This window comes from Streptosporangium vulgare (genome assembly GCF_042428775.1).
In the GTDB taxonomy this organism is placed as follows: Bacteria; Actinomycetota; Actinomycetes; order Streptosporangiales; family Streptosporangiaceae; genus Streptosporangium; species Streptosporangium vulgare.
On record NZ_JBHMBS010000030.1, the window covers coordinates 50,987 to 65,108 of the forward strand.

A 14,122-nucleotide genomic window follows, 5' to 3' on the forward strand; every position below is an offset into this window, starting at 1 on the left:
TCGTGTGTATGAACATGAGCCAGATGGAAGGAGCGTGAGCCCATGATGTCCCTCCCCCCGCACGCTCGAACACTCCGGCGCCTGCTGCCGGTCGCGGTCGTCGCCCTGCTGGCCGCCCTGTTGCCCGCCCTCCCGGCGCGGGCCGCCGGGACGGTCGAGCAGGTCGCCGTCAGCCAGGCCGGATACAGCTCCGGCTCCTACAAGGCCGGCTACGTCGTGGCCACCGACAAGCTCTCCCCCTGGACCTGCGAGGTCGTGCGCGGCGGCGCCGTGGTCCTGCCGGGCTGCGTCCTGGCCGACCACGGGGTCGTGTGGGGCAGGCGGGTCTACAGCGTGGAGCTGACCGCCCTCACCCAGCCCGGCACCGGATACACCCTCCGGGTCAACGGCGTCTCCTCGCCGCCGTTCGACGTCGCGAACGACATATGGGACGGCTACAAGGACGAGATGACGGCGTTCTACCGGATCCAGCGCGCCTCGGTGGCCACCTCCTCGGTCTACCCGCCCGGCTACAGCAGCGTGGCGCCCTCCGCCAAGGTCTTTCACGGCGCCGGGCACCTCGACGACGCGGCCTCCGAGGACGGCACCGCCCACCACGACCTGACCGGCGGCTGGTACGACGCCGGGGACTACGGCAAGTACGGCGGCAACCAGTGGGTGGGCGGCGAGATCGCCCTGGCCTACCTCCGCAACCAGGGCGCCGCGCCGGTGCGGTTCGACAACGACGGCAACGGCGTGCCCGACCTGCTGGACGAGGCCAGGTTCGGCGCGGAGTACCTGGTCAAGATGGCCGCCGTCGCCGACGGCGCGATGTACGACGTGCGGGGCAACGGCACCTTCGACCCCCCGGAGGCGCAGACCGACAACGTCTCCGGCACCTCCGACGACCGCAGGATCAGCGGGCTCGGCGTGGGCGGCTCCGCCAAGGCCGCCGGCGCGCTCGCGGCCACCGCCCGTGCCGTCGAGGGCGCCCTGAGCACGGGAGCCATCGCCGCAGGCAAGGTCGCGGACTTCCAGGCGTTCGCCCAGCTGTGCGAGGAGACGGCCAGGACCTTCCACGACTACGCCGCCGCCCACCCCGACGCCCCGATCGGCTCCTACTCCACCCGTGGCGGGCTGTCCAACTCGATGCTCTTCGCCGAGGTCGAGCTGTTCCTGCTCACCGGGGAGGCGTCGTACGGCCAGGCCGCCACCGCCAAGATCGGCGCCCTCACCTTCGACGACCTGGCCTCGACCAACTACTGGGACCTGCGGCCGCTGTCGATGGCCGAGTTCCACCCGGTGGCGGACACGGCGACCAAGCAGAAGATCAAGGACCTGCTGACCCGGCAGGTGGAGTTCTTCCTGTCGATGGCCGACGACACGCCGTACGGAGTGCTCAACCAGTTCAAGAACTTCGGCGTGAACGAGCCGCACGTCTCCTATCTCGGCGACATGATGCGCTACTACGAGCTGTTCGGGGACCAGCGGGTGCTGCGGGCGGTGCTCAAGGGCACGTACTGGGTGTTCGGCGCCAACCCGTGGAACACCAGCTGGGTGTCCGGGGTCGGGGCCAGGCACGTGAAGTTCCTGCACACCAGGCTGGACGCCGAGGCCGACGACCAGACCGGCACCGGCGTGGTGGTGCCGGGGGCGATGGTGAGCGGGCCCAACGCCAGGGACCCGCAGGACCCCAGGAGCGCGAGCCCGTGGTACCAGGACCGGCCGATGTGGCAGGACAGCGCCCAGCAGTGGCGCTACAACGAGTACAGCATCAGCATCCAGGCCGGGCTGCTGTACACGATCATGGGTCTGATCAGGTCGAACGGCGCCCCGAGCAGCGCCGCCCAGTCCCCCGTCAGGCTGCCCGTCACCTCCCCGGTCATCGGCGACCTCGTCACCGGCGACGTCACGGTCTTCGCCCAGCCGGCCGCCGCGCTGAGCGGCGCGGACCTCGGGCCCGAGCACACGCCGATGCCCCTGGTGAACGGCGTCCACACCGGCACGGTCAACGTCGACGGCGTCACGCCGTACACCAACCGGCGGGTCGACGTGCGCGGGACGCAGACGAACGGCGCGCACACCTACTCCTCCACCCACCTCACGGTGGCGCCCCCGCCGCCGACCCCGCAGACGCCGCTGCTCTACGACGACTTCGGCGGAGGAGGGGTCTGGGGCTCGCAGAACATGGCGTGGGTCAACTGGTGGAACAACCAGGCCGGTATCGGGATCTACACCAAACAGACCATCGACGGGCGCACCGCGGGCCGGTTCTTCCAGAACCCGGCGTCGGCCTCCTCCCAGGCGAAGTTCCAGCCCTGGCACCACAGCGTGGACGCCTCCGGCTACCGCTATCTCACCGTCGTGATGAAGAGCCCGTCGCCGGGGGCGCGGATGTGGGTCGCGCTCAACGACGGCACGAAGGGCTACCGGGTCTCGGGGACGGCGCCGCTGACCGTGCCGAGCACCTGGACGACCTACGACTTCGACCTGAACGCGTTCCCGCTGATGGACAAGTCCAAGGTCAAGATGGAGATCTGGCTCCAGCAGACCGCCGACGCCGACGGCGAGGTGCACGTCGACGACGTCTCCTTCACCGGCAAGCCGGAGGGCACCGCGCCGACGCTGAGCGGGGTGGCCCTCAGCCCCGCGACCGGCACCGCCACCACGGCGTTCACCTACACCGCCACCTACACCGACGCCGACAACCGGCCGCCGTTCTCCGTCGACCTCGTCCTCGACGGCGTCGTCCGCCGGATGGCCGAGGTCACCCCGTCCGACACCACCTACACCGACGGCAAGGCGTACCGCCTGAAGGTCTGGCTGCCCAAGGGGGTGCACTCCTCCTACGTACGGACCACCGACACGACCTCACCCCTGGTGAGGACGGCCCCGCAGACCGGTCCCACGGTGAACTGACCCGCCCGCCGTCTCCCGGCGGGGGCCCGCCCGCCGGGAGACGGCGCCCGGAGACCCGGGCGCTCCGGTGCCCAGGCGTTCGAACACCGGGCGTTCAGGCGCTCAGGCGATCTTCGGCAGGTCGGCGCCGTCCACCGCGTGCAGCGGCGCCTTGCCCTCCGCGAAGCACGCCAGCTCGTCCAGCGCCGCGTCGGCCAGCCGGTACGTCTCCGAGCCGAGCGCCCCGGCGATGTGCGGGGTGAGCACGACGTTGGGCAGCGTGTAGAGCGGCGAGCCGGCGGGGAGCGGCTCGGGGTCGGTGACGTCGAGGACGGCGTCCAGCCGCCCCGCGGCGCACTCCTCGGTGAGGGCCGCGGTGTCGATCAGCCCGCCCCTGGCGGTGTTGATCACGACGGCGCCGTCGCGCAACAGGGCGAGCCGCCGCCGGTCCAGCAGGTGCCGCGTCTCCGGGAGCTGCGGCGCGTGCAGGGTCACCGTGTCGCTGCGCCGCAGCAGGGTGTCGAGGTCGGCCAGCGACGCGCCGAGCGCGGCGGCGCTCGCGGCCGAGGCGTGCGGGTCGGCCGCGAGCACGGTGACGTCGAACGCGCGCAGCAGCGCGGCCACCCTGCGGCCCACGTTGGACAGCCCGACGATGCCGACCGTGCGCCGGTAGTTGGAGGGGTCGGGCACGGCGTCGCGCCAGGGCTCCCACGTCCCCGGGCTGTGGCGGTAGGCGGCGGCGAACCGGTGTGCCCGCTTGCCCGCCATCAGGATCGCGGCCAGCGTGTACTCCGCGACGGGGATCGCGTTCGCCCTCGCCGCCGACGTCACGACGAGCCCGCGTTCCCAGCAGGCGCCGGTGACGTGCTCCTTCACGGTGCCCGCCGCGTGGAGGACGGCCCTCAGCCGTGGCGCTCCGGCCAGCACCTCGGCCGTGAGCGGGGGGCAGCCCCATCCCGTGATGAGGACCTCCACCTCGGCCAGCCGCTCCCGTACGGCCGCCGACCGCAGCTCCGTCGCCCACAGCGGCGTACCCGTCCTGGCCAGGCGTGCGAGGCGCTCACGGCGCGCGTCGTCGAACAATTGCCGATAGGTCTCCGGCGCCATGACGATGAGCGCTTCGGGCCGCTGGGTCACTGCGATGAGCTCCTGCCGGGTCAAGGAACTGAGCACTTGCGACACAAAATATACAACTTAGAAACTTATGTTTCATAGGTCTTGTCTTTTGTGTGATGCCCGACCACTATGGCCAGGACGTAACCGGATGCGCACCCCGGCGTCACACCGATGTCATCTTCGGTCCCGGGCGGCGAGCTTCCGTTCATGGAGGTACAGGATGAAATCCCAGTTCCGCAGGTTGAATGCCGGCGCTCTCGTCTTCGCGCTCGCGGCGAGCACGGCGGGCTGCGCCCAGGAGGACGCTCCCCAGGTGGGCGGCGTGACCACCATCACCGTCATGGGGATGCCGGCCGCGACCAACGCCAAGGCGCTCAAGCTCTTCAAGGACCAGGTGGCGGCGTTCGAGCGGGCCAACCCGGACATCAAGGTGACGGGCTCCGACCTGCCCTGGGACGTCAAGACGTTCGCCCCCATGCTCGCCGCGGGGAGCGCGCCGACCGTGCTGCGCGTCCCGCTCACCGAACCGGCCGGGCTGATCGAGCGGCGGCAGGTCGCCGACATCACGAAAGAGGCCACCGCCCTCACCGAGTTCGGCGCGCTGAACCCCGACATCATGTCGTACCTCACCAAGGACGGCGCCACGTACGGCCTGCCGGAGAAGGCGTACGCCCTCGGCCTGGCCTACAACCGCTCCCTGTTCACCAAGGCCGGGCTGGACCCGGACAAGCCCCCGGCGACCTGGGACGAGGTGCGCGCGTACGCCAGGCAGATCTCCGAGAAGACGGGCGCGGTGGGTTTCGGGGAGATCACCACCAACAACAGCGGCGGGTGGCACCTGACGGCCTACACCTACAGCGAGGGCGGGTCGATGATCAAGGAGACGCAGCCCGGGAAGTGGGCGGCGTCCTTCAACGACACCGCGGCCCGCGGCGTCCTCGACCGCTGGCGGGCGATGCGCTGGGAGGACGACTCGATGGGCGGCAACGTGCTGGGCAAGCAGGAGGACCTGATCGCCCAGTTCTCCGCGGGGAAGGTCGGGATGTGGGTCACCTCCCCCTCCGACATCTACCCCACCTACCTCACCAACGGCGGCAAGCCGGAGGACTTCGGCGGCGGCCCCATGCCCCAGGGCGCCGGGTCGGCCACGCTGGTGGGCGGCACGATCCACCTGGTCAACGTCAAGGCCACACCCGAGCAGCGGGCCGCGGCCGTCAAGTGGATCCGGTTCCGCTACCTGCGGCCGAACTTCGACACCGAGGCCGCCGTCGCCAACGCCAAGGCCGCCGCCGCCGACGGCACCCCGGTCGGCGTCCCGGTCCTGCCCATCTTCGACCAGGCCACCGCCGACAAGGTCAGGGAGGCGATCACCCCGCACGCCAACGTGCCCGCGGAGAACTTCGCCGGTTACGTGAAGTCGCTGGACGCCTTCACCTTCACCCCCGAACCGCAGGTCGCCAGCCAGGAGATATACGCGGCCCTCGACCCCGTCGCCCAGGCCGTCCTCACCCGGAAGGACGCCGACCCGGCCAAGCTCCTGGCCGACGCCGAGGCGCGGGTGAACGCCATCCTCCAGAAGCAGCGGTGATGCCCGCCCTCACCACCGCGCCGCCCCCGGCCGGTGCCGCGCCCGCCGCGAGGTCCGGCGGGCGCGGCGCCGGGGGCCGGGCCGGGCGTTCCGACCGCGACCGGCGCGCCCTGGCCGGGCTGGTGTTCCTGCTCCCCGCGCTGCTGTGCTTCGCCTTCTTCGCCTGGTGGCCGATCGGCCGCAGCGTGGTGCTCTCCCTGCAGCAGACCAACCTGGTCGACCCGCCGGTCTGGGTGGGACTGCGCAACTTCGAGATCCTGTTCGCCGACCCGTTGCTGCCGACCGCGCTGCTGAACACCCTCTGGTACACCGTGCTGTCGCTGCTGATCGGATTGCCGGGACCGCTCGCGGTGGCCGTGCTCATCTCCGAGCTGCGGCGCTTCGGCGGGCTGGCGCGCGTGCTGGTCTACCTGCCGGTCATCGTGCCGCCGGTGGTGTCGGTCCTGCTGTGGAAGCTGTTCTACGACCCGGACTCCGGCCTGGTCAACGGCCTGCTGGGGCTGGTCGGCCTCGGCCCCTACCCGTGGCTGCAGTCACCCGGCTGGGCGATGCCGAGCCTGGTGATCGAGGCGACCTGGGCGGGCGCGGGCGGGGCCGTGCTGATCTATCTGGCCGCGCTGTCCGGGGTGCCCAGGGAGCTGTACGAGGCCGCCGAGACCGACGGCGCCTCGGTCACCCGGCGCGTCGTGCACGTGACGCTGCCGCAGTTGCGCGGGGTGATCCTGGTGCTGCTCCTGCTGCAGATCATCGGCTGCCTGCAGGTCTTCACCGAGCCGTACGTCATGACGGACGGCGGGCCGGAGAACGCGACCGTCACCGTGCTGCTGATGATCTACCGCTACGCGTTCCTGTTCGGCGACTACGGCACCGCGACCGCGCTGAGCGTCCTGCTCGCCTGCGTGCTCGCCGTCGTGTCGGCGCTCTACCTGCGACTGACGAGAGGATGGGGGGCCCGATGACGACCTCCCCCGGCCGCGGCGTGCTCTCGCAGGCCGACTGGCGCAAGCCCGCCACCGGGACGGGGTGGCGGGTCACCCACGTGCTGCTCCTGGCGGGCCTGCTGCTCGCCGGACTCGGCCCGCTGCTGTGGACCTTCAAGGCGGCCGTGTCCTCGACCGCCGACCTGCTGGGCGACCCCCTGACGCTGTGGCCGTCCCAGGCCAGGTGGGAGAACTTCACCGACGCCTGGACCACCCTGGAGATCAGGCACTATCTGCTCAACACGGTCGTGCTGGTGGCGGGGTCGTGGTTCACCCAGCTCGTCATCGCCACCACCGCCGGGTACGCGCTGTCGGTGATCCGGCCCTGGTACGGCCGCTATGTCTACGGCGCGTTCCTCGTCACGCTGTTCGTGCCCGCCACGGTCACCCTCGTCGCGCTCTACCTGACCATCCTCGACCTGCCCGGCCTGAACGTCTCCATCGCCAACACGCCGCTCGCGGTGTGGCTGCCCGCCGGGGCGCACGCGTTCAACATCCTGCTCGCCAAGCAGTTCTTCGACGCGATCCCGCGCGAGCTCTTCGAGGCCGCCCGGGTGGACGGGGCCGGAGCCTGGACGGTCTTCCGCAGGATCGTGCTGCCCATGTCCGCGCCGATCCTGGCCGTCATCTCGCTGTTCGCCGTGATGAACGCCTGGAAGGACTTCCTGTGGCCGCTGATCGCGATCACCGACCCGCGGGCCCAGCCCATCGCGGTGGCGCTGCCCCGCCTGGCGCAGGCCGCGGATCCGGCCCTGCTCGTGGCCGGGCTCCTCATCGCGACGGTCCCGCCGCTGCTGATCTTCCTGATCTTCCAGCGGCACATCGTACGCGGGATCGGCTTCACCGGGCTGAAGGGGTGACCGCATGGCTCCCCCCGAAGCAGGCCGTCCACCGGAAGCCGTCGACCGCGTGACTCCCTCCGAAGCAGGCCACCCGCCGAAACCTGTCGACCGCCTGAGCCCCGTCGAGACCGACCGCCCGCTGGAGCGGGTCCTCTCACCCCGCGAGCTCGCCGCCCACCTGCCGGAGCCCGGCGCGTGGCGCCCCTTCCCCGTCCTGGGGGACCCCGCCTGGGAACGGATCGAGCCGGCCACCCGGCGGAGCCTGGTCGAGCAGGCCCGGCGCGCGGCCGCCGTCCCCTGGCCCGCCCTGCCCGCGAGCCTGTTCGCCGGTTACGCCCGGACGGGCGACCGCGCCGGCTTCGAGCGGCCCTACTTCGAACGGCGGCGCAGGCTCGCGGCCGCCGTACTGGCCGCCGGGGTGACCGGGGACGCGCGGTGGCTGGACGAGGTGCGCGACGGCGTCTGGCTGCTGTGCGAGGAGAGCACCTGGTGCCTGCCCGCGCACGAGGAGTTCGCCCGCGAGGACGGGGGCGAGCTGCCCGACCCGCGACGGCCCTTCGTCGACCTGTTCGCCGCCGAGACCGCGGCCCTGCTCGCCTGGACCGATCTGGTGGCGGGCGCCGCACTGGACGCGCCCTCCGCCGTGGTGCGCCGGAGGCTTCGCGAGGAGGTGCGCCACCGGCTCCTCACCCCCTACCTCGCCCGCCACTGGCACTGGTACGACGACGAGGTCCGGCCGGTCAACAACTGGAACCCGTGGATCCACTCCAACATCCTCACCTGCGCGCTCCTGCTGTCCGAGAGCCGGGAGGCGATGCTGGAGACGGTCGCCAGGGCGGTTCGCGGGCTGGACGGCTTCGTCGCCGGGTACGGGCCCGACGGCGGGTGCGAGGAGGGCGTGTCGTACTGGTGGCGGGCCGGCGCGTGCCTGGCCGAGAGCCTGGAGACGCTGCGCTCGGCGAGCGGCGGCCGGCTCGACGCGTTCGCCGTCCCCGTCGTCAGGGAGATGGTCGCCTACCTGCACCGGATGCACATCGGCGGCGACTGGTACGTCAACTTCGCCGACGGCGGGGCGCATCTGCCCGACCAGACGGCGCTGGACATCCCGTACCGGGCCGGCCTGCTGACCGGCGACGGCGACGTCGTCGCGCACGCCCGCGCGACGCGCCGGACCGGGCCGCCGGTCGTCCACCAGGAGGTCGGCCTCGGCCGGACGCTGGCCGGGTTGTTCGACGCCGGATGGCGCGACGCGGCCCCGGCCGAGGCGCCGTACGTCGGGCAGGTCTGGCTGCCGTCGGTGCAGGTGATGGTCGCGCGGGAGCGGCGCGGAACGCCTGACGGGTTGTTCCTCGCCGCCAAGGGCGGCCACAACGCGGAGAGCCACAACCACAACGACGTCGGGTCGTTCATCGTCGCGCTGGACGGCCGGCCGGTGCTGGTCGACGCGGGAGTGGGTGAGTACACCGCGCGGACGTTCGGCCCCGGCCGGTACGGCATCTGGACCATGCGGAGCTCGTACCACAACCTCCCCGAGGTCGACGGCGTCATGCAGGCCGCGGGCCCGGAGCACCGCGCCCGCGACGTCTCCTGCGCGCTGGCCGGCGACCGGGCCGAGCTCTCCCTCGACCTGGCCCCCGCCTGGCCCGAGGAGGCCGGTGTCCGTGAGTGGCGCCGCACCCTGCGGCTCGGGCGGGGCGACGACCCCGCGGTGACCGTCGAGGACCGCTGGGAGCTGCGGCGGCCTCCGTCGAGTCTGGCCCTGTGCCTGATGGCGCACGGCGAGATCGACGCCTCACCCGGCCTGGTCTCCGTCGCGGGACGGTCGCGCCCGCTGCTCGTCCACTACGATCCGGACGCGTTCACCGCCGACGTCGAGCGCCTGCCGCTCGACGACCCCAAGCTGTCCGGCGTGTGGGGCGACCACCTGCACCGGATCGTCCTGCGCGCCACGACGCCCCGCGCGTCGGGAACCGCCCGCCTGGTCATGAAACCCGGAGCCGCCCCGTGACCCCCGTCCCGAACCTCCCGGGCGACCCGGGGTCCCCGAGCGGCCCGAGCGGCCCAAGCACCCCGGGCGTCCCGATGCCCGAGACGCAGAGTCCCTGGCCCGCCCGCGACGGCCTGCGCATCACCTCGGTGCGGCCTGTCGTCACCGCCCCCGGCGGCGTGCCGCTCGTCGTGGTGCGCGTGGACACCTCGGAACCGGGCCTGTACGGGCTGGGCTGCGCGACGTTCACCCAGCGGTTCCACGCGGTGGCGAGCGCCGTCGAACACCATCTCGCGCCCATGCTGATCGGACGGCACCCGGCCGACATCAAGGACATCTTCCGCATGCTGCACTTCTCGTCGTACTGGCGGGACGGGCCGGTCGGCAACAACGCCATCTCCGGTGTCGACATGGCGCTGTGGGACATCGCGGGCCGGCGCGCGGGCATGCCGGTGTACGAGCTGCTCGGCGGGCGGGTCCGCACGGCCGCCCCGGTGTACCTGCACGCGGGGGGCGCCACGATCCCGGAGACCCTCGACCAGGCCAGGGCCATCATGGAGACGGGCGTCACGCACGTGCGGCTGCAGACGGCGCAGCCCGGGTTCGGCTCCTACGGCACGCCCCGCGCGGGAGGCGGGTACCCCGGCGCGCCCCATCCCGACGGGTGGGACGTCCAGCACTACCTGCGCGCCACGCCGGAGCTGTTCCGCCGGGCCAGGGAGGAGCTGGGCGAGGAGGTGGAGCTGCTGCACGACGTCCACTCCCGGCTCACGCCCAAGCAGGCCGTGACGCTGGCGCGGGCGCTGGAGCCGTACCGGCTGTTCTTCCTGGAGGACGTGGTCGCGCCCGAGTTCTTCGACCGGCTGCCGGAGATCCGCGCCGCGTCCCCGGTGCCCATCGCGGCCGGCGAGCTGCTCACCTCGGCCACCGAGGCCGCGCGGCTGGTCCTCGGCGGCGGGGTGGACCTGCTGCGGCTGCACCTGTCGGCGATCGGCGGCCTCACCCCGGCGAGCGCTCTGGTGGCCCTGTGCGAGTTCGCCGCGGTACGCACCGCCTGGCACTCCCCCGCCGACGTCTCCCCCGTCGGCATGGCCGCCAACATCGCGCTGGACGTGACCACCCCGGCCTTCGGGATCCAGGAGGGCCACGTGTACGCCGACGCCGTCCACGACGTGTTCCCTGGGACACCGGTGATCCGGCGGGGCCACCTGTACCCGTCGGACGCGCCGGGCTGGGGAATCGAGCTCGACGAGGTCCAGGCCGCGAGGTACCCGCCCTCGACGCACATGCACGAACGGTGGGCCGCCCGGGTCCGCAGGCCCGACGGGGGGCTCGAAGCCCCCTGACCCACCGGGCGGCTCAGGTCGTACCCCCGCAACGAGAGAAGGGCCCGCGGGGGGAGAGACCGCGGGCCCTTCTCCTCAACCAGTGGTCAGCCCTTGTAACGAGGGGCCAGGCGGTCGCCCGGCAGGCAGAACTCGCCCGTGAAGAAGGTGCTCTCCGGGACGCAGCGCCACATGCTGGGGTTGGTGTAGCTGGGGGCGAGGCGGTCGTCGATCGCCTGCTCCAGCGCGTAGCCGCCGGCCAGCAGCTTCGCCTCCGAGAAGGCGCCGCCGATCAGCGTCACACCGATGGGGTTGCGGCCCGACGAGCTCTGCTGCGCGCCGTACCCGGCGGGGATGGTGAGCGCGGGGTAGCCGGCGCGGTCGGCGTAGCCGATCACGTTGCTGCCGCTCGGGACCAGGATCAGGTCATACCCGCTCAGGACGCTGTCCAGGACGGCCTTGTTGGCGGCCTTTCCGGCCTCCAGGTCGGCCGTGTACTTGGCGTTCGTCGCGGGGTCGGACAGGTCGATCGCCTGGGCGGCCAGCAGTTGACCCTGCTGGTACTTCAGGCCCTCGACCGGGTTGGCGTCGTTGTAGTCGATGATGCTCCGCAGCGTCGTGCCGGGCTTGGCCGCGCCGAGGTAGGCGTTCAGGTCACGCTTGAACTCGGTGGCGACGACGCTGTCGGTCGCGGCCGGTGCGGCGATCGAGACCTGGGTGACGGTCGCGCCGAGGCCCTGGAGCTTGGCGATCGCCTCCTGGTAGGGGGCGCTCGTGCTGGACACCACGGCGATCTTCTTGCCCGCGAGGGCGTCGGCCTTGAGGTCCTTCGTGTAGTCGACCGGGCTCGCCGGGTCGGCGATCACGTTGAGGATCGTCGCGGCGTCGCCGACGCTGCGGGTGATCGGGCCGGGGGCGTCCTGCGACTTGGCCACAGGGAGCACACCGGTCGTGCTGACCAGGCCGACGGTCGGCTTGAGGCCCACCACACCGGCCGCGTCGGCCGGGGCGAGGAGCTGCGCCGAGTCGAGGGAGGTCTCCATGCCGATCGTGATCGCGGCCAGACCCGAGGCGGTGGCCGCCGCGGCGCCGGCCGACGAACCCGCCGGGGTCTTGTCGGTGTCGTTCGGGAGCAGGACCTGGCCGCCGAGCGAGGAGTAGCCCTTCGGCAGGTTGGCGTCGAAGACGCCGTTCAGCTCGGTGACGTTGGTCTTGCCGAGCACGATCGCGCCGGCGGCCTTCAGCTTCGCCACGAGGGTGGAGTCGTTGGCCGGCTTGAGACCCTGGAGGGCGATCGAGCCGCCCGTGGTCGGCAGCGACTTGGCGTCGATGGTGTCGTTGACCAGCACCGGCAGGCCCCAGAGGGCGGGACGCGGCGGGCGCGTGTCGTTCGGGCCGGTGGGCTCGCCGGTGCGGTACCTCCACCGCTCCTGGTCGAGCTTGCGGGCTTCCTTGATCGCGTCGGCGTTGATCTCGCGGACGGCCTGGGTGGCCGGGCCCTCGGCGTTGGTCAGCGCGATGCGGTCGAGGTAGGCGCGGGTGAGCTCCTCGGCCGAGACCTCGTCCTTGTTCAGCTTCCGGATCAGGCTCTGCGCCGTCTCGGTCTCCAGCGAGAAACCGAGCGGCCGGGAGTCGTAGCCGGTCACCTTGAGGACGGCGTCGTAGTCGGGGTTGCAGGCGCCGCGCCCGGCGAACGGTGGAGCCGGGGTCGTCTTCGCGCAGCGGTACATGCTCGGGTTCACGAGGCTGGCCGGCCGGCGCAGCTTGGTGGCCTGCTCGATGACGTAGGCGACGCCGAGCAGGTTGAACTCGCTGTAGGCGTTGCCGTGGACCTGCACGTTCTGGGCGCGCCGCTGGGTCGCGGTGTAGCCCATCGGGATCGTGATCGACGGGTAACCGGCCTGCGGGGCGCTCGGCGCGCCGCCCAGGATGGCGATCACCGGGTCGGCCGGCTGCGCCGGGTCCGAGTTGGTGTACGTCACCATGTCGTCGATGGCCTTGTGCCAGGCGGCCTTACGGATCGCGAGGTTCGTCCGGTACGCCTGCTCGTTGGCCCCACCCGGGGTCACGTCCGCCTGCGACGAGTTCAGGTGGTTGACGTTGCCGAACTTGAGCGCTTGGTGAGCTTCGGCCTGGTTGACCTGCACCTCTTCGACCAGCGAGTTGATCGGCGCCTGCGGGCCGAGCCGCTCGTAGTAGGAGTCGATGCTCTTGTGCTGCTCATAGCCGCTGGGCAGCGCGGGCAGCGAGGGGATCGTCGCCTGCGGGCGGGGCACCAGGACGGCACCGGCGGCGGTCAGGGCGTCGTACGCGATCTTGAGCGGGCTGCCCTCGGTGAGGGTGCCGTTGTACCCGATCTTCTTGCCGCGCACGAAGTCGAGATCGATGGCCTTGGTGTAGTCGGGCAGCGTTGCGGGGAGCGGCGGGATGATGCCCTTGGCGATGTAGTCGTCGCCGAACATGGCCTTGTACCCGGCGTCGGCCACCGGGTCGGGCCCGGCGATCGAGGCCAGTGTGAGCGCGGCGTCGGAGACCGTGCGGACCATCGGACCGGCGATGTCCTGCGAGGCCGAGATGGGCGCGATGCCGTAACCGGGCACGAGACCCACGGTCGGCCGCAGACCCACGAGCGACTGCGTGTTCGACGGCGAGATGATGGAACCGGAGGTCTCGGTCCCGATGCCCAGCGTCGACAGCGCCGCGGCCATGGCCGCGCCGGTGCCCGACGACGACCCGGAGGGGTTCTGGTCGGCGTCGATGCCGTTGACGACCTGGCCGCCGTAGTTGCCGAACCCGGACGGCTGCGAGCCGAAGCTGTTGGCGTACTCCGACAGCCCCACCTTGCCGAGGATCACGACGCCGCGTTCCTTCAGCTTCTTGGTGATGCCGGCGTCGGAGGCCGGGAAGGACTGGCGCAGCGACCAGTTGTTCGCCGTCGTGGGCATGCCCTCGACGTCGATCAAATCCTTGAGCAGGATCGGCAGCCCCATGGCCGGACCGAGCGACCTGCCCTTCTTACGCAGGCGGTCGTACGCCTCGGCCTCCTTCAACGCGTTGGGGTTGAGGTCCGTGACGGCGTTCAGGCCGGGCCCGCGCTTGTTCAGCGCGGTGATCCGGGCGATGTACGCCTTGGTCAGGTCGACCGAGGTCAGCTTGCCGGCGGCCATGAGGGAGACGGCCTCGGCACCGGTCAACGTCTCAAGGTCGAGTTCGACCTTGGCGTTGGCCTGCTGGGGTTGCACGGCGACGAGAGTGAGGGTGAGGGAGAGGGAGGTGAGGGAGATGAGGACTTTGCGCACCACGTGCTCCTTGAGGAACCCGGTATTGCGCGTGACGCTATAGATCACCCGTTACGGCGATATGTCGCATGTGTTCCCTGGGAGAAACGTGCCGTACTGACTGGTTTA

Annotated in this window: 8 protein-coding genes; 6 read left to right on the forward strand and 2 right to left on the reverse strand. The window is 71.6% G+C overall.

Features of this window, described 5'->3' with window-relative positions; genetic code table 11:
• The first annotated feature begins 42 nt into the window (after positions 1–42).
• On the forward strand, positions 43–2,898 hold the full coding sequence (locus tag ACFFRH_RS37165) for a glycoside hydrolase family 9 protein (RefSeq protein ID WP_344746542.1): 2,856 nt from the start codon (positions 43–45) through the stop codon (positions 2,896–2,898).
• A 102-nt stretch (positions 2,899–3,000) separates the two neighbouring features.
• On the opposite strand, the gene ACFFRH_RS37170 is transcribed toward ACFFRH_RS37165, so the two are convergent.
• Entirely contained in the window at positions 3,001–4,050 is a 1,050-nt protein-coding gene (locus tag ACFFRH_RS37170) for a hydroxyacid dehydrogenase (RefSeq protein ID WP_386162250.1), read from the reverse strand.
• A 163-nt stretch (positions 4,051–4,213) separates the two neighbouring features.
• Between ACFFRH_RS37170 and ACFFRH_RS37175 the strand changes: the two genes are divergently transcribed.
• The 5 genes from ACFFRH_RS37175 (at position 4,214) to ACFFRH_RS37195 (ending at position 10,736) form a co-directional block, all read left to right on the forward strand.
• Positions 4,214–5,581, forward strand: a complete 1,368-nt coding sequence (locus tag ACFFRH_RS37175; protein WP_344746544.1) for an ABC transporter substrate-binding protein — start codon at positions 4,214–4,216, stop codon at positions 5,579–5,581.
• Complete coding sequence (locus ACFFRH_RS37180; RefSeq protein ID WP_344746545.1) at positions 5,581–6,540, forward strand: carbohydrate ABC transporter permease; 960 nt, start codon at positions 5,581–5,583, stop codon at positions 6,538–6,540. The genes ACFFRH_RS37175 and ACFFRH_RS37180 overlap by 1 nt, the downstream gene beginning before the upstream one ends.
• Positions 6,537–7,421 (forward strand): carbohydrate ABC transporter permease, encoded by an 885-nt coding sequence (locus ACFFRH_RS37185; protein WP_344746546.1) that lies wholly within the window; start codon positions 6,537–6,539, stop codon positions 7,419–7,421. Before ACFFRH_RS37180 ends, ACFFRH_RS37185 begins: the two co-directional genes overlap by 4 nt.
• Positions 7,422–7,470: 49 nt before the next feature.
• On the forward strand, positions 7,471–9,411 hold the full coding sequence (locus ACFFRH_RS37190) for a heparinase II/III domain-containing protein (protein ID WP_386162253.1): 1,941 nt from the start codon (positions 7,471–7,473) through the stop codon (positions 9,409–9,411).
• 74 nt (positions 9,412–9,485) lie between these two features.
• Complete coding sequence (locus ACFFRH_RS37195; RefSeq protein ID WP_386162255.1) at positions 9,486–10,736, forward strand: enolase C-terminal domain-like protein; 1,251 nt, start codon at positions 9,486–9,488, stop codon at positions 10,734–10,736.
• An 86-nt stretch (positions 10,737–10,822) separates the two neighbouring features.
• Here the strand turns inward: ACFFRH_RS37195 and ACFFRH_RS37200 are convergent, their stop codons facing one another.
• Entirely contained in the window at positions 10,823–14,014 is a 3,192-nt protein-coding gene (locus ACFFRH_RS37200) for an amidase family protein (protein WP_344744760.1), read from the reverse strand.
• Between the last annotated feature and the right edge of the window lie 108 nt (positions 14,015–14,122).

Excerpts from the sequence above, each read along its gene's own strand:
- ACFFRH_RS37180 (WP_344746545.1), top strand. The coding sequence starts at position 5,581 with ATGCCCGCCCTCACCACCGCGCCGCCCCCGGCCGGTGCCGCGCCCGCC.
- ACFFRH_RS37185 (WP_344746546.1), top strand. The coding sequence starts at position 6,537 with ATGACGACCTCCCCCGGCCGCGGCGTGCTCTCGCAGGCCGACTGGCGC.
- ACFFRH_RS37195 (WP_386162255.1), top strand. The coding sequence starts at position 9,486 with ATGCCCGAGACGCAGAGTCCCTGGCCCGCCCGCGACGGCCTGCGCATC.
- ACFFRH_RS37165 (WP_344746542.1), top strand. The coding sequence starts at position 43 with ATGATGTCCCTCCCCCCGCACGCTCGAACACTCCGGCGCCTGCTGCCG.
- ACFFRH_RS37175 (WP_344746544.1), top strand. The coding sequence starts at position 4,214 with ATGAAATCCCAGTTCCGCAGGTTGAATGCCGGCGCTCTCGTCTTCGCG.